Origin of the sequence: Streptomyces sp. NPDC046931 (assembly GCF_040644655.1) — a bacterium.
Taxonomy (GTDB): domain Bacteria; phylum Actinomycetota; class Actinomycetes; order Streptomycetales; family Streptomycetaceae; genus Streptomyces.
This window is the reverse complement of sequence record NZ_JBEYWX010000009.1, coordinates 218,864-234,162: the sequence shown is the minus strand read 5'-3', so window position 1 is coordinate 234,162 and position 15,299 is coordinate 218,864. Positions and strand designations below refer to the sequence as shown.

Genomic DNA, 15,299 nt, shown 5'->3' with positions numbered 1-15,299 from the left:
TCACATCCCTTGCAATGCGCATGAAGAGTCAACTCGGCTGGTGGACGCGTGGGGAGCGTGTGCGAAAGGCATATGCGTGTCCCCGTCGCACACGGTGTGTGAATGCCACGGGCCCGGCACCGGAAACGGCGCCGGGCCCGTTCCGGCCCAGAACTCACGGTCCGTGAGGGACCGGGATCAGCTGTAGGTGTAGAAGCCGGAACCCGTCTTGCGGCCGAGCCGGCCCGCCTCCACCATGCGCTGGAGCAGCGGGGGAGCGGCGTACAGGGGTTCCTTGTACTCCTCGTACATCGAGTGGGCGATGGACGCGATGGTGTCCAGGCCGATCAGGTCGGAGAGCTTCAGCGGGCCCATCGGGTGGGCGCAGCCCAGTTCCATGCCGTTGTCGATGTCATCACGGCCCGCGATGCCCGACTCGAACATCCGGATGGCCGAGAGCAGATAGGGCACGAGCAGCGCGTTCACCACGAAACCGGAGCGGTCCTGGGCACGGATCGCGTGCTTGCCGAGGAGCTTCTCCGTGAACAGCTGCGCCCGGCTGAGCGTGCCCTCGGAGGTGGTCAGCGCAGGGATCAGCTCGACGAGCTTCTGCACCGGCGCCGGGTTGAAGAAGTGGATGCCCACCACATGGTCCGGCCGCGAGGTGGCGACCGCGAGCTTCACCAGCGGGATCGAGGAGGTGTTGGAGGCGAGGATGGCGTCGGGGCGGGTCACCACCTGGTCGAGCACCTGGAAGATCTCCGTCTTCACCTGCTCGTTCTCGACGACGGCCTCGATCACCAGGTCGCGGTCCGCGAACTCCCCGAGGTCGGTGGTGAAGGTGAGGCGCGCCAGCGTCGCGTCCCGCTCCTCCTCGGAGATCTTGCCTCGCTCCGCCGCCTTGGCCAGGGAGCCGAACAGACGGGTCCGGCCGATCTCCAGGGCCTCGCCGGTGGTCTCGGCGACCTTCACGTCGAGCCCGGCGCGAGCGCACACCTCGGCGATGCCCGCTCCCATCTGGCCGCAGCCCACCACTCCGACGCGTTCGATGTCGGTCACATCGTCCCCTTCGCTGATCATCGGGCCTGGGGAGGTCCGCTCACCACACCGGCTCGCGCGATCACAGGACGCCCCCTGCAGGTCCCACCGTGGTTCGGTGCCTGCTCTCGACCCTGCACGTTACCCCCGGCGTGCCGGTGATCGATCATCCGGGTCGGGCCCGCTCCCAGGGGATACGATCCGTGACCGTAGGAATCCGGACCGTATGGGGACGAGTGCATGCGACGAGTGTCACGCCGGGCGTTCACGGTGGCCGCCCTGTCGACCCTGGTGCCGGCGGCCGGCGCCGCCGCCCGGCCGCGCCGCGTGGCGGCCGGGGAGATGCGGGGAATGTGGCTGGCGACCGTGTTCCTCCGCGACTGGCCCTCCCGGGCCGGCCTTCCGGCCGCCGCGCAGCGCGCCGAGCTGTGCGCCCACCTCGACACCGCGGTGCGGCGCCGGCTGAACACCGTCTTCTTCCAGGTGCGCCCGTCGGCCGACGCGTTCTGGCCCTCGCCCTACGAGCCGTGGTCCCAGTTCCTGACCGGCATCCAGGGGCAGGACCCGGGCTGGGACCCGCTCGGCACGGCGGTGCAGGAGGCGCATGCCCGGGGACTCGAGCTGCATGCCTGGTTCAACCCGTACCGGGTGGCCTCCCACACCGACCTGACACGGCTCGCCGCCCGGCATCCCGCCCGCCTGAACCCGGACTGGGTGGTGCCCTACGGCGGCAGGCTCTTCTACAACCCCGGACTGCCTCAGGTGCGCGCGTTCGTCGAGGACGCGATCCTGGACGCCGTACGCCGGTATCCGGTCGACGGCGTCCACTTCGACGACTACTTCTACCCGTATCCCGTCGAGGGCGGCCTCTTCGACGACGACCAGGCGTACGCGGCCCACGGCGGAGGGTTCACCAGCCGGGCCGCCTGGCGGCGGCACAACATCGACCTCCTGGTGCAGGAGACCGCGGCGCGCCTGCGCATGCTCCGGCCGGCCGCGCGCTTCGGCGTCAGCCCCTTCGGGGTGTGGCGCAACGCCGAGACCGACCCCCGCGGCTCGGACACCCGGGCCGGGGTGCAGACGTACGACGACCTCTACGCGGACACCAGGAAATGGGTGAGGTCCGGCTGGCTGGACTACATCTGCCCGCAGATCTACTGGCACATCGGCTTCCGCGCCGCCGACTACGCCACACTCCTGCCCTGGTGGGCGGGGGTCACCCAGGGCACGCGCACACAGCTGTACGTGGGTGAGGCGCTCTACAGGGCCGGTGACCCGGCGCAGCCCGCCGCCTGGCGGGACCCGGCGGAACTCTCGCGCCACCTCACCCTCGCCAAGCGATACCCGCAGGCGCGGGGACATGTCTTCTTCGCCGCCAAGGAGGTGGGGGCGGACCCGGCCGGGGCGATGGCCCGCGTCGTCGCCGACCACTACGGGCAGCCGGCGCAGCCTCCGCGCTGAGCCCGCGCCCGGCCGCCGTGCGCGGTCCGAGGGGCGGGCCCGCTCCGGCCCGGGCCTTTGCCCGATTCGCCCTACGGCCCGACCTGCTGACCCATTTCCTTGTGACGGATCTCGGTGTCGGGTCCGGGGGAGCACACACCTTCGTGCCCGTCCTGGAAGCGGACGCGGTACGGCGGGTTGCCGTCCGTGCCCATGACTTCGACGATCTCACCGATCTTGTCGTGCTGCCCGACGGTCCTGCCGTGCTGCACCAGCTTGTCGCCCACGGTTGCGCGCATCTGGGGGGCCTCCTCGTCACATGCGGTATCGGTCCGTGGCCGCGATCCACGGCCCGTGGCGCCGGCCGACCTGCTCCGCGCGCCCCGCCCCGGTCAGCCCCGCGCCCGCTGAGTGACCACGATGCACACCAGCACCGCGGCGGCCGTCAGCGGTGCGGCCGGGGTGAGCTGCTCGCCGAGGAGCAGTACCGACCACACCAGTGTGAGCAGCGGCTGTGCCAGCTGCAACTGGCTGGCACGGGGGATTCCCACGGCTGCCATGCCCCGGTACCAGACGACCAGTCCGAGGAACTGGGAGCCGGCCGCCACCCACAGCAGTCCCGCCACCGCGTGCGCCGTCAGGTGGACCGGCTCGTAGGAGAGGGCGATGAGCGAGGCCGGCACGCTCAGCGGCAGACACAGCACCAGGGCCCATGCGATCACCTGCCAGCCGGGCATCACGCGGGCCAGCCGGCCGCCCTCGGTGTAGCCCGCGGCGCAGACCAGCAGCGCCCCGAAGAGGTAGGCGTCCGCGCCGGTCAGCGCGCCGCCGCTCTGCTGCACGGTGAACGCGAGCACGGCCGCGGCGCCGGCCAGCGCGGCCAGCCAGAACGTACGGGAGGGGCGGACGCCGACGCGCAGGGCGGAGAAGACGGCCGTCGTGAGCGGAAGCAGTCCGACGACCACCGCCGCGTGCGCGGTGGTCGAGCTCCGCAGGGCCAGGGTGGTCAGCAGCGGGAAACCCAGCACGACTCCGCCCGCGACCACGGCGAGACCCGCCCAATGCGGCGGCGCGGGCAGCGGGACCCGCAGCGCGAGCAGACAGCCGCCGGCGATGATCGCGGCCAGCGCACTGCGCACCGCCACGAGCGACCAGGGCCCGAAACCCTCCAGCCCCCAGGCGGTGGCGGGAAACGTGAGGGAGAAGGCGACGACCCCGAGGGCGGCCAGGATCGTGCCCGCGGACCGGGGGGCCGGGGCCTTTCCACCGTCCGTCTGTGTGGCCGCTATCGTCGCCGGGCCGGTAGCGCTATCCTGTGCTCTCATGCAAGAGCGTAGCAGTGTCGGCGATCTGGCTCGCATACTGCGGTCGGAAGTGAAGCGCTACTCCGTGGGGGAGAAGCTGCCGTCGAGTCGGACGCTCGTCGAGCGGTTCCGGGTCAGCCCGGTGACCGTGTCGCGCGTACTCGCGCAGCTGGCCTCCGAGGGGCTCGTGGTGACGCGGCCCGGAGCCGGCGCCTTCCGGGCCGAGCCGCGTGCGGCCGCCCCGACGGCGGGTGACACCGCCTGGCAGGAGGTCGCCCTCAGCGCGGAGGCCGCCGCCGAACTCGTGCCCAGGAGCGTGGATGCCTCCGGCGTGCTGGACTCCCTGGCCGCCCCGCCGGCCGGCGTGGTCGAGTTCAACGGCGGCTATCTGCATCCGGCCCTGCAACCGGAACGTGCGATGGGCGCGGCCCTTTCCCGGGCCGGGCGTCGCCCCGGTGTGTGGGCCCGGCCGCCCCTGGAGGGAGTCGCCGAGCTGCGCGAGTGGTTCGCCCGCGGCATCGGCGGCGCGATCACCGCAGCCGACGTACTGATCACGGCGGGCGGCCAGTCCGCACTGACCACCGCGCTGAGGGCACTGGCACCGCCCGGCGCGCCGGTGCTGGTCGAGTCGCCCACCTACCCCGGCATGCTGGCCATCGCCCGCGCGGCGGGCCTGCGGCCCGTGCCCGTCCCGGTCGACGCGGACGGGATGAAACCGGCCCTGCTCGCGGACGCCTTCCGGGCGAGCGGGGCCCGTGTCGTCGTCTGTCAGCCGCTGTTCCAGAACCCGACCGGCGCCGTCCTCGCCCCGGAGCGCCGGCGCGAGGTGCTGCACATCGCGCGCGAGTCCGGCGCGTTCGTCATCGAGGACGACTTCGTACGGCGGCTGGCGCACGAGGACGCCGGTCCGCTGCAGGCCCCCCTGGTCGCCGAGGACCCCGACGGTGTCGTCGTGCACGTCTCCTCGCTCACCAAGGCCACCTCGCCCAGCTTCCGGGTCAGCGCGCTGGCCGCACGCGGCCCGGTCCTGGAGCGGCTGCGAGCAATCCAGGTCGTCGACACCTTCTTCGTGCCCCGTCCGTTGCAGGAGGCCGCGCTCGAACTCGTCGGCTCGCCCGCCTGGCCCCGCCATCTGCGTGCCGTCGCCGCCGAGCTGAGGCACCGCCGGGACACCATGACCGCCGCCCTCCGCCTGCACCTGCCCGAACTCGCCCTGCCGCACATTCCCTCCGGCGGCTACCACCTATGGACGCGCCTGCCCGACGGCACCGACGAGCCGTCCCTCGTCGCGGGCGCCCTGCGCGCGGGCGTCGCGGTCACCCCCGGACGCCCCTACTTCAGCGCCGAACCCCCCGCCGCCCACCTGCGGCTGAGCTTCGCGGCCGTCGCCGGGGCAGGGGAGATCATGGAGGGCGTACGGCGACTGCGTACCGCATGCGACGAGGTGTTCGGGCCCCGCAAGGACGAGGTCCGCGGTCGTGCGCCGGGCAACGCGCTGCCTCACGCCCCGGGTGATGCGCGCTGAATACCCTTGGTAACTCCTCCGTAACGGCCTCTTGACCTGCGTACTTGTGAGTTGAACGATCGGCCTGTGCATGTTCGGGTCACGTTCGTCGCCGCCGCGCGCAGCTCCTCGCTGCTCGCGGAGCGTTTCCAGGACGACCACCCGCTGGACCAGGCGGGCTGGGACGAGGTACAGCGGGCCGCCGGGGATCTGGTGCCGCTGGCGGCGGCCGAGCTGCGCTACTGCTCGCCGACGCCGCGGAGCCGGGCGACCGGGGACGCGCTCGGGTACGCCCCGCTGGTGCAGCTCGCGCTGCGGGACTGCGACATGGGCCGCTGGCGCGGGTTCACCCTGGGCGAGGCGATGGCCCGGGAGCCGTCAGCGGTGGACGCCTGGCTCGCCGACCCCCGCTCCACGCCGCACGGTGGCGAGTCGCTGGCCTCGTTCATCTCGCGGGTGGGCGGCTGGCTGGAGACGCGCCCGGTGGACGACGGCAGCCGCGTCGTGGCCGTGGCGGAGCCGTCGGTGGTGCGGGCCGCCCTGGTGTACGCGCTGAGGGCCCAGCCGTCGTCGTACTGGAACATCGACGTCCGTCCCCTGTCGACGCTCACGCTCGCCGGACGTGACGGGCGCTGGAACCTCCGCCTGGAGCAGGCGGCGGCCCCCCGGGGGTAACGCCGGCGCGCGTGTAGTCGGTCGTCAGGACCAGGTCCTTGGCGGGCCCGCCGACACGCCACACCGTGCGCCAGTGGTGCGCGTCCTGGACCGTGAACTCGCCCCGGTACAGGTCCGCGGCGCACGGATGGTCGGCGACATGGCGGCCGGTGGTCAGATCGAGGTCGTGGAACGGGCGGCCGTCGGCGAACCGCACCCGCGCCGTGCCGGCGGAGTCCCCGGGCAGGAACCACAGCGTCCGCTCGGCGGGACGCGGCGTGCCCCGCCAGAGGAACGTGCCCGACTCGTGGTGCAGAAGCCCGTCGCCGCCGTCCTCCAGCGGCGAGAACACCGTCGTCCCGGTGAAACGCCCTTCCTCACCGCTCGCGAGGTCGCGGACGGCACGCTCCACGTTCCACCGCCCGGCGAGATGGGCGAGCACGTCCTGCACGGGCCAGAACCGGGGATCCATGCGTGCGAGCCTAGGCGATCGGACGGAGGCGGCGTTCCGGTCACTGGCCGCCGCGCCAGGGGCGGCAGCGCACCCTCGGCGAGGACAGCCGCGTGTCACCTGTCGTTCGAATTCTGTTTCCCGTATGGCCACGGAAATCCCTGGCGCTACCCGCTCTGTATTCGGAATTAATCGCATCACTTTTCGGAGGCGGCACAACCATCGGGAAGAACCGCCTGTCCATGTGGGCGGAACAAGGAAAACGAGGGGAATCTCTGGGAGGGGCTGCCGGCAATGCTTTGTCCGGCCCTGTCCACGGTCGATTCATCCGACCGCGGACCACGAGGCCAAACGGCGCCCGCACTTCCTGGTGAAGGCGACCAGCGTGGACCGAGCGGACGACTGCCCGGCGCACGGCACGGCGAAGGGCCTCATCCCCTGATGCGCACCCTACTCGCGCGTCCGATGGCGAGGCGGCTCTTCACATTCGCCATCGTCGGCGTGATCAACACGCTCACCTATTACGGACCCTACCTCCTCTTTCCCGTCCGTTCTACCTATCTCGCCGCGCATGTCCTCGCGTTCGTCTTCAGTATGATCGGATCCTTTTCCTCAACGCGCGGTTCACCTACCGGACGCGGCCTACCTGGCGGAAATTCCTGCTGTTCCCGCTGACGAATGCCACCAATTTCCTGGTCACGACGGCAGGCATGTGCGTTGTGGTCGACGTCCTCCACGCCGGGAGCACGTTCGCCCCGCTGCTCGCCTCCGCCGCCGCGATTCCCGCGACCTTCGCCGTCTCCCGCACGATCATGTTCCCCAAGGACGGGGATGCCCCCCGCACGTGCTCCTCTGCGGTGACGCGTTCCGGCCGTCACCATCGAGAGAGAGGCTCGGCCTTCAGGATTGCATAAACGTGCAGCGATACGTATAGTCATGCCATCCAGGAGGAGGTTCCATGAGGGTACGTGCGGCGGTCGCCGGAGCGAGCGGATATGCGGGCGGGGAACTGCTGCGTCTGCTCCTGGCCCACCCGGAGGTCGAGATCGGCGCCCTGACCGGGAACTCCAACGCCGGCCAGCGGCTGGGCGGACTGCAGCCGCATCTGCTGCCCCTGGCCGACCGCGTGCTCCAGGAGACCGGCCCCGAGCAGCTCGCCGGGCACGACGTGGTCTTCCTCGCCCTGCCGCATGGGCAGTCCGCCGCGGTCGCCGACCGGCTCGGGTCGGATGTCCTCGTGATCGACATGGGGGCGGACTTCCGGCTGGAGGACGCGGCCGCCTGGGACAGGTTCTACGGCTCACCGCACGCCGGCACCTGGCCCTACGGCCTTCCCGAACTGCCGGGTGGCCGCGCTGCTCTGGAGGGGTCCAAGCGCATCGCGGTACCCGGCTGCTATCCGACGGCCGTCTCGCTCGCGCTCTTCCCCGCATACGCCGGGGGTCTCGCCGAGAACGAGGCCGTGGTCGTCGCCGCCTCGGGCACCTCCGGGGCCGGCAAGGCACCCAAACCGCACCTGCTCGGCAGCGAGGTCATGGGATCGATGTCCCCGTACGGCGTCGGCGGCGTGCACCGGCACACCCCCGAGATGGTGCAGAACCTGAGTGCGGCCGCCGGGGAGACCGTCTCCATCTCCTTCACCCCCACCCTCGCGCCCATGTCCCGCGGCATCCTGGCCACGTGCAGTGCGAAGGCGAGGCCCGGCGTCACCGCCGAGTCCGTCCGCACCGCCTACGACAAGGCCTTCGCCGACGAGCCCTTCGTCCATCTGCTCCCCGAGGGACAGTGGCCCTCCACCGCGTCCGTCTACGGTTCCAACGCCGTTCAGGTGCAGGTCGCGTACGACGCCGACGCGCACCGCATCATCGCGATCAGCGCCATCGACAATCTGACCAAGGGCACCGCGGGCGGTGCCGTGCAGAGCATGAACATCGCCCTCGGGCTCGACGAAACCACCGGGCTTTCCACGATCGGAGTCGCACCGTGAGCGTCACGGCAGCAAAAGGGTTCACGGCGGCCGGAATCGCCGCCGGAATCAAGGAGAACGGCAACCCGGACCTGGCCCTCGTCGTCAACAACGGCCCCCGCCGCGCCGCCGCGGGCGTCTTCACCTCCAACCGTGTGAAGGCCGCGCCGGTGCTGTGGTCCGAGCAGGTCCTCAAGGCCGGCCAGGTCTCCGCGGTCGTCCTCAACTCCGGTGGTGCCAACGCCTGCACGGGCCCCAAGGGCTTCCAGGACACCCATGCGACGGCGGAGAAGGCCGCCGACGTCCTCGGCCGGGGCGCCATCGAGGTCGCCGTCTGCTCCACGGGCCTCATCGGCGTCCTGCTCCCGATGGACAAGCTGCTCCCGGGCATCGACACGGCCGCCGCCCAGCTGTCCGAGCACGGCGGCGAGAAGGCCGCCATCGCCATCAAGACCACCGACACGGTCCACAAGACCTCCGTCGTGACCAGGGACGGCTGGACCGTGGGTGGTATGGCCAAGGGCGCCGGCATGCTCGCGCCCGGCCTCGCCACCATGCTCGTCGTCCTCACCACGGACGCCGACACCGACAACGAGTCCCTGGACCGGGCCCTGCGGGCCGCCACCAAGGTCACCTTCGACCGGGTCGACTCCGACGGCTGCATGTCCACCAACGACACGGTGCTGCTCCTCGCCTCCGGGGCGTCCGGCATCACCCCGGGCCACGAGGAGTTCGCCGAGGCCGTCCGGGAGGTCTGCGCCGACCTGGGCCGCCAGCTCATCGGCGACGCCGAGGGCGCCGGCAAGGACATCAAGGTCGAGGTCGTGGGCGCCGCGACCGAGGCGGACGCGGTGGAGGTGGGCCGCTCCATCGCCCGCAACAACCTGCTCAAGTGCGCGATCCACGGCGAGGACCCCAACTGGGGCCGTGTCCTGTCTGCGATCGGCACCACCGGGGCCGCCTTCGAGCCCGACCAGCTCAACGTCGCCATCAACGGCGTCTGGGTCTGCAAGAACGGTTCCGTGGGCGAGGACCGCGAGCTGGTGGACATGCGCTACCGCGAGGTGCACATCGTCGCCGACCTCGCCGCCGGCAGCGAGACCGCCACCATCTGGACCAACGACCTGACCGCCGACTACGTCCACGAGAACAGCGCCTACTCCTCATGAGCACCGGAACGACGCGTAAACACACCGCCCTGCCCAAGGCCAAGATCCTTATCGAGGCGCTGCCCTGGCTGACCCGCCACCACGGCAAGATCGTCGTCATCAAGTTCGGCGGAAACGCCATGGTCGACGAGGAGCTGAAGGCCGCCTTCGCCCAGGACGTCGTCTTCCTGCGGCACGCCGGCCTCAGACCCGTCGTCGTGCACGGCGGAGGCCCCCAGATCAGCGCGGCCCTAGACCGGCACGGCATCGCCACCGAGTTCAAGGCGGGCCTGCGGGTCACCACCGAGGACGCCATGGACGTCGTGCGCATGGTGCTCGCCGGTCAGGTGCAGCGCGAGCTGGTCGGGCTGCTCAACCAGCACGGTCCGTTCGCCGTCGGCATCACCGGCGAGGACGCGCACACCATCACCGCCACCCGGCACCAGCCCCGGATCGACGGCCGACGGGTCGACATCGGGCGGGTGGGCGAGATCACCGAAATCGACACGGGAGCGATCGAGGCGCTGCTCGCGGACGGCCGCATCCCGGTCATCTCCTCGATCGCACGCAGCCAGGACGACGGACATGTCTACAACGTCAATGCTGATACGGCGGCTGCGGCACTCGCTGCGGCACTGGGCGCCGAAACCCTCATGGTCCTCACGGACGTCGAAGGGCTCTACGTGGACTGGCCGAACTCCGACGAGGTGATCAGCCGTCTCACCGCGTCCCAGCTGGAGAAGCTGCTGCCGGAGCTGTCCTCCGGCATGGCCCCGAAGATGGAGGGCTGCCTGTTCGCCGTGCGCAACGGCGTCACCACGGCCCGCGTGATCGACGGCCGGGTGCAGCACTCGATCCTGCTGGAGATCTTCACCGACGAGGGCATCGGCACGATGGTCGTGCCCGACGAATTCGCTCAGGGGGCCTCCGTATGACCCGTACGACGGGAATCACCGCCGACTCCGCAGGCGTCGGGAACTCCGCCAACGAGGAGCTGGCCCAGCGGTGGCGGGGCGCCCTCATGAACAACTACGGCACGCCGAGGCTGCCCCTCGTGCGCGGCGAGGGCACCAGGCTGTGGGACGCCGACGGCAAGCAGTACCTCGACTTCGTCGGCGGCATCGCGGTCAACGCGCTCGGCCACGCCCACCCCGCGGTGGTCGAGGCGGTCGGCAGCCAGATCGCCTCCCTCGGCCATGTCTCCAACCTGTTCATCGCCGAACCGCCCGTCGCCCTCGCCGAACGGCTGCTCCAGCTCTTCGGCCGGGACGGCAAGGTGTTCTTCTGCAACTCCGGCGCCGAGGCCAACGAGGCCGCCTTCAAGATCGGCCGGCTGACCGGGCGCACCCATATGGTCGCCACCGACGGCGGCTTCCACGGCCGCACCATGGGCGCCCTCGCGCTCACCGGCCAGCCCGGCAAGCAGGAGCCGTTCCTGCCGCTGCCCGGCGAGGTCACGCACGTCCCCTACGGCGACGCGCAGGCGCTGGCCGCCGCGGTCACCGAGCAGACCGCCCTCGTGATCATCGAGCCCGTACAGGGCGAGAACGGGGTGGTCGTCCCGCCGGCCGGCTACCTCAAGGCGGCCCGGGCGATCACCGCCGCCACCGGGGCGATGCTCGTGCTCGACGAGGTGCAGACCGGTATCGGCCGCACCGGACACTGGTTCGAGTACCAGGCCCACGAGGGCGTCCTGCCGGACGTGGTCACGCTCGCGAAGGGCCTCGGCGGCGGGCTGCCGCTCGGCGCCGCCGTCGCCTTCGGCCGCGCGGCCGAGCTGCTCCAGCCGGGCCAGCACGGCACGACCTTCGGCGGCAACCCCGTCGCCTGCGCCGCCGGGCTCGCCGTCCTCGACACCATCGCGGCCGACGGTCTCCTGGAGAACGTCAAGCGGCAGAGCGAAAGGCTGCGGGAGGGAATCGAGTCGCTGGGGCACCCGCTGATCGACCATGTCAGGGGTGCGGGCCTGCTCCTGGGTATCGTGCTCTCCGAGCCGCTCGCGCAGCAGGCGCAGCAGGCGGCTCAGGACGCCGGTTTCCTGGTGAACGCGCCCGCCCCGAACGTCGTACGGCTGATGCCGCCGCTGAACCTCGGCGACGACGACGTGGCGGCCTTCCTCCGGGCGCTTCCCGGTGTCCTCGACGCAGTGAACGGGGACGGACGATCCGGAGAATGAGACGACGATGACCCAGGCGCAGGACCACGAGCACACGGGACCCGCCGTGCCGCAGACCCGCACCGCGCGCCACCGCCGGATCGTGGACATCCTCAACCGGCAACCGGTTCGCTCCCAGAGTCAGTTGGCGAAACTCCTCGCCGACGACGGGCTGCACGTCACCCAGGCGACGCTGTCCCGGGACCTGGACGAGCTGAACGCGGTGAAGATCCGCAACACCGACGGCGACCTCATCTACGCGGTTCCGAGCGAGGGCGGCTTCCGCACTCCGCGCGCACCGCTCGGCGGGTCGGCCAAGGAGGAGCGGATGCGGCGACTGTCCCAGGAGCTGCTGATCTCCGCGGAGGCGTCCGCGAATCTCGTGGTCCTGCGCACCCCGCCGGGCGCGGCGCAGTTCCTGGCCTCGGCCATCGACCAGGCGGAACTGCACGACATCCTCGGCACGATCGCGGGTGACGACACCGTGCTGCTGATCAGCCGGGATCCGACCGGGGGGCAGGCACTGGCCGACCACTTGCTGCGGCTGGCCCAGACCGGGCACTGAGCCGGGACATACGGGCAGGGCGCACCGGAGCCGGTGCGCCCTGCCCGTCCGCGGTCATCCCAGCCGTGCCGCCAGCCCGCCCGTGCAGCGCACCTCGTCGCCCGCCGTGATCAGCAGCGCCTCCACGTCCGGCAGCGACTCCAGCCAGGCCAGCCCCTCCCGCGAGCCCATCGCGAACGCGGCCGTCGCCCAGCAGTCCGCCCAGGTCAGCCGGGGGGCCACCACCGTCACGGCGACCAGGTCGGTCACCGCCGAGCGGCCGGTGCGCGGATCCACGATATGCGCGCCGCGCTCCGCGGTCCCGGACGTGGCGACGGCCAGCTCCTCGGTGCCGGCCGCGGAGACCACCGCAGCGAGCCCGCCGGGACGCAGCGGATCCGACACCCCGACCCGCCACGGGCGGTGTGACCCGGGCACCCCGTACAGCTGGACGTCCCCGCCGCCGTTGACGCTCACTCCGCTCGCCCCGGCCGCCGACAGCAGCCGGGCGGCCCGTTCGATCGCCCAGCCCTTGACGATCCCGGTCGGGTCGATCCGTCCCTCGTAGCGCGTGCTGAACCAGCCGTCGCTGCGCCGCTCCGCCTCGGCACCCAGCGCGAGCACCTCGGCGACCTCCGGGTCGCACTCCTCGACGGTCACCTCGCCGCGGGCGAGCCGCGAGATCTGGCTGCCCTCCCGGTAGGTGCTGAACACCTCGTCCACGCGGTGGAGTCCGGCGATGGCCTCCTCCAACGCGGTGCGCAAGACCTCGGGTTCCCCGCCGCGCACATCGAAGGAGACGACGGTGCCCATCACCTCTTCCGCGTGGCGCAGCGCGGGCGGTGCCTCGGCGGGATCGGTCACCTGTCCGGCCACTCAGCCACCGGCCTTGTCCAGGGCCGATTGCAGGGACTGTTTGTACCCGGCGCTGGTATACGTCGCGCCGGAGACCGCATCGATGTTCGCACTCTGGGCGCTCACCGCCTCCTGGTTGAGCTTGGGGACGGACATGGCGGTCTTCTGGTCGCTGAGACCGCCCTTGGGTGCCTGGACGGCGTCGGCCTTGGTGATCTTTCCGTCGCTCAGCGTCAGACGCACCTGCACGTTGCCGTACTGCGTCTTGGCCACGTCGCCGGTGACCGTACGCGCCTGGGCCGACGACCCCGACGACGACCCGGAACCGCCCCCGGAGCCGGAACCGCCCGCACCACCCGAGGCGGCCTTGGCCTTGTCGATCGCCGACTGGAGCGACTGCTTGTAGCCGCCGCTCGTGTAGGTGGCGCCCGAGACGGCGTCGATCTGCGCGCTCTGCGCGGCGACGGCCTCCTGGTTGAGCTTGGGGACGGACATGGCGGTCTTCTGGTCGCTGAGACCGCCCTTGGGTGCCTGGACGGCGTCGGCCTTGGTGATCTTCCCGCCGCTCAGCGTCAGACGCACCTGCACGTTGCCGTACTGCGTCTTGGCCACGTCGCCGGTGACGGTCTGGGTGCCTGTCTGCTGCCCGCTGCCACCCTGCGGCGACTCCTGGGCCGCGGCGGTCTGCTGCGGTGCGGCTCCGCCGGCCGCCTGGGCCGAGGACGGATCCGACGCCGGCTTCAGCGACAGCAGCAGCACGATTCCTGACACGGTGGCGGCGCCGGCGAGCACGGCACGCCGAAGGGGATGGCTCTTCCTCATCGTTCCCAAAGCTCCTGAATCCCGTCGCTCACATCTCGAACGACTCGTGATGGATGCGGCGGGCGGGAACCCCCGCGCCGCGCAGTGCCTCGTACACCTGCTGCGCGAAGCCGGGCGGTCCGCACATGAAGACGTCGTGGTGGTCGATGTCCGGCAGCTTCCGGCGCAGGGTGTCGGCCGAGATGTCCGGGCGCTCCCCGTCCGGGCTGTTGACCGCGTACATCAGCCGGGCGCCGCGCTCCTCGGCGATCTGGGCCAGCTCGTCCCACAGGGCCAGGTCCTGGGTGGTGTTGGCCCGGTAGAGGAGGGTCAGGTCGCCGGGCGCGCCGGGCAGTGTCTCGAACAGCGCCCGCATCGGCGTGATGCCGACGCCGCCGGCCACCAGCAGCACCTTGCCGCGGCTGCGGCGGTCCGCCGTCAGCGCGCCGTAGGGACCCTCCGCCCACACCCGGGTGCCGGGCTGGAGGTCACGCAGCGCGGAGCTGTGGTCGCCGATCGCCTTCACGGTGATGCGGAGCATCTGGGGGCGGGGCGCAGCCGACAGCGAGTACGGGTGCGAGCTGAACCGCATACCGGGAGCGAGGAAGCGCCAGCGGAAGAACTGCCCGGCCTCCGCGCCCATCCGGTGCAGCTTCTGCCCGGTCATCAGCACCGAGACCACGCCGGGCGTCTCCTCGATGACCGCCGCGACCCGCAGCCGGTGCCGCAGGTTCAGCCGGATCGGCGTCAGGATCCGGAACCAGACGACGAGCGCGGTCACCGAGCCGTAGAGGGCGTACCAGGCGGTCTTGGCCTCGGGCTGGACGGCGAACTCGTTGCCGGTCGACAGCTGGTGCCAGAACGACAGGTACGTGGCCGCGTAGGTCAGCAGATGGACGTGGTACCACAGGTCGTACGAGATTCTGCGGCGGACCGGGCCGATCGAGATCAGCCCGATGAGCACCAGCAGGCCCGTGCCGATGGTGGCCTTGCCCACGTCCGGCAGCTGGTTGATGGAGTCGATGGTCTGCTGCACGATCCCGCCCAGCCCCTTGCCGTTCTGCAGGGCGTAGCCCCACATGGTCAGGAAGAGGTGGGCGAGGACCAGACAGATGGTGTACCGGCCGGTCATGGCGTGCCAGCGCGCGACCCGGTCGGAGCCGACCCGCCGCTCCAGAGCGGGCACCCGCGCCATCTGGAGCACGACGAGGGCCATCAGATAGCCGGCGAGCAGGCCGGTGATCCGCCCCGCGTTGAGGATCCTGCTGTTGTTGTCGGCGATGGACGGCGTGTTCATCCACCACAGCCAGATGACGCCCGCCGCGCCCGCCCAGACGGCGGCCAGCAGCGGGACGGCAGGGGAGCGGCGTGGGCGGATGGCGCGCATCGTCTGGCGCCGCGCGGCGCGGCCACCGGCGATCGTGGACACGGTCTCCTCCGTGGTCCTGCGTAAGACGGGT

The 15,299-nt window shown here is 71.5% G+C and carries 15 protein-coding genes and 1 pseudogene; 9 read left to right on the top strand and 7 right to left on the bottom strand.

The features are described 5' to 3' along the window. Positions 1-177: 177 nt before the first annotated feature. Complete coding sequence (locus ABZ876_RS18875; protein ID WP_361781927.1) at positions 178-1,038, bottom strand: 3-hydroxybutyryl-CoA dehydrogenase; 861 nt, start codon at positions 1,036-1,038, stop codon at positions 178-180. 219 nt (positions 1,039-1,257) lie between these two features. Here ABZ876_RS18875 and ABZ876_RS18870 point away from each other — a divergent pair, with 219 nt between their 5' ends. After that, positions 1,258-2,478 (top strand): family 10 glycosylhydrolase, encoded by a 1,221-nt coding sequence (locus ABZ876_RS18870; RefSeq protein WP_361781924.1) that lies wholly within the window; start codon positions 1,258-1,260, stop codon positions 2,476-2,478. A gap of 71 nt (positions 2,479-2,549) precedes the next feature. Here ABZ876_RS18870 and ABZ876_RS18865 read toward each other — a convergent pair whose 3' ends face one another. Together ABZ876_RS18865 and ABZ876_RS18860 are read right to left on the bottom strand one after the other, a co-directional pair. Then, a complete protein-coding gene (locus tag ABZ876_RS18865) occupies positions 2,550-2,756 on the bottom strand; it encodes a DUF1918 domain-containing protein (protein WP_361781921.1) in 207 nt (68 codons plus the stop codon). A 93-nt stretch (positions 2,757-2,849) separates the two neighbouring features. Next, positions 2,850-3,782 (bottom strand): DMT family transporter, encoded by a 933-nt coding sequence (locus tag ABZ876_RS18860; protein WP_361781918.1) that lies wholly within the window; start codon positions 3,780-3,782, stop codon positions 2,850-2,852. Between ABZ876_RS18860 and ABZ876_RS18855 the strand changes: the two genes are divergently transcribed. Together ABZ876_RS18855 and ABZ876_RS18850 are read left to right on the top strand one after the other, a co-directional pair. Beyond that, a complete protein-coding gene (locus tag ABZ876_RS18855; protein ID WP_361781915.1) occupies positions 3,781-5,286 on the top strand; it encodes a PLP-dependent aminotransferase family protein in 1,506 nt (501 codons plus the stop codon). The genes ABZ876_RS18860 and ABZ876_RS18855 overlap by 2 nt on opposite strands. A 66-nt stretch (positions 5,287-5,352) precedes the next feature. Beyond that, positions 5,353-5,940: a histidine phosphatase family protein gene (locus ABZ876_RS18850; protein WP_361781912.1), complete on the top strand. Its 588-nt coding sequence runs from the start codon at positions 5,353-5,355 to the stop codon at positions 5,938-5,940. On the opposite strand, the gene ABZ876_RS18845 is transcribed toward ABZ876_RS18850, so the two are convergent. Beyond that, positions 5,873-6,391, bottom strand: a complete 519-nt coding sequence (locus ABZ876_RS18845; protein ID WP_361781909.1) for a DUF6314 family protein — start codon at positions 6,389-6,391, stop codon at positions 5,873-5,875. The genes ABZ876_RS18850 and ABZ876_RS18845 overlap by 68 nt on opposite strands. Before the next feature lie 420 nt (positions 6,392-6,811). Between ABZ876_RS18845 and ABZ876_RS18840 the strand changes: the two are divergent. The 6 genes and pseudogenes from ABZ876_RS18840 to ABZ876_RS18815 all read left to right on the top strand — a co-directional run bounded on the left by ABZ876_RS18840 (position 6,812) and on the right by ABZ876_RS18815 (position 12,204). Then, positions 6,812-7,284, top strand: a pseudogene (locus tag ABZ876_RS18840) (GtrA family protein). Positions 7,285-7,328: 44 nt separating this feature from the next. Continuing rightward, positions 7,329-8,357, top strand: coding sequence for an N-acetyl-gamma-glutamyl-phosphate reductase (gene argC, locus ABZ876_RS18835; protein WP_361781906.1), 1,029 nt, complete (start codon positions 7,329-7,331; stop codon positions 8,355-8,357). Further along, on the top strand, positions 8,354-9,505 hold the full coding sequence (gene argJ, locus ABZ876_RS18830; RefSeq protein ID WP_361781903.1) for a bifunctional glutamate N-acetyltransferase/amino-acid acetyltransferase ArgJ: 1,152 nt from the start codon (positions 8,354-8,356) through the stop codon (positions 9,503-9,505). The genes argC and argJ overlap by 4 nt, the downstream gene beginning before the upstream one ends. After that, a complete protein-coding gene (argB, locus tag ABZ876_RS18825; protein WP_361781901.1) occupies positions 9,502-10,419 on the top strand; it encodes an acetylglutamate kinase in 918 nt (305 codons plus the stop codon). Before argJ ends, argB begins: the two co-directional genes overlap by 4 nt. After that, positions 10,416-11,660, top strand: coding sequence for an acetylornithine transaminase (locus ABZ876_RS18820; RefSeq protein ID WP_361781898.1), 1,245 nt, complete (start codon positions 10,416-10,418; stop codon positions 11,658-11,660). Before argB ends, ABZ876_RS18820 begins: the two co-directional genes overlap by 4 nt. A 7-nt stretch (positions 11,661-11,667) precedes the next feature. Further along, positions 11,668-12,204 (top strand): arginine repressor, encoded by a 537-nt coding sequence (locus ABZ876_RS18815; RefSeq protein WP_234517204.1) that lies wholly within the window; start codon positions 11,668-11,670, stop codon positions 12,202-12,204. Between the two features lie 54 nt (positions 12,205-12,258). Here the strand turns inward: ABZ876_RS18815 and ABZ876_RS18810 are convergent, their stop codons facing one another. The 3 genes from ABZ876_RS18810 to ABZ876_RS18800 are packed head-to-tail and all read right to left on the bottom strand — an operon-like array spanning position 12,259 to position 15,226. Then, complete coding sequence (locus ABZ876_RS18810; protein WP_361781895.1) at positions 12,259-13,059, bottom strand: FAD:protein FMN transferase; 801 nt, start codon at positions 13,057-13,059, stop codon at positions 12,259-12,261. Beyond that, positions 13,060-13,860: an FMN-binding protein gene (locus ABZ876_RS18805; RefSeq protein ID WP_361781892.1), complete on the bottom strand. Its 801-nt coding sequence runs from the start codon at positions 13,858-13,860 to the stop codon at positions 13,060-13,062. It lies immediately after the preceding gene. A gap of 28 nt (positions 13,861-13,888) precedes the next feature. Continuing rightward, positions 13,889-15,226, bottom strand: a complete 1,338-nt coding sequence (locus tag ABZ876_RS18800) for a ferredoxin reductase family protein (RefSeq protein WP_361782081.1) — start codon at positions 15,224-15,226, stop codon at positions 13,889-13,891. Positions 15,227-15,299 lie beyond the last annotated feature (73 nt).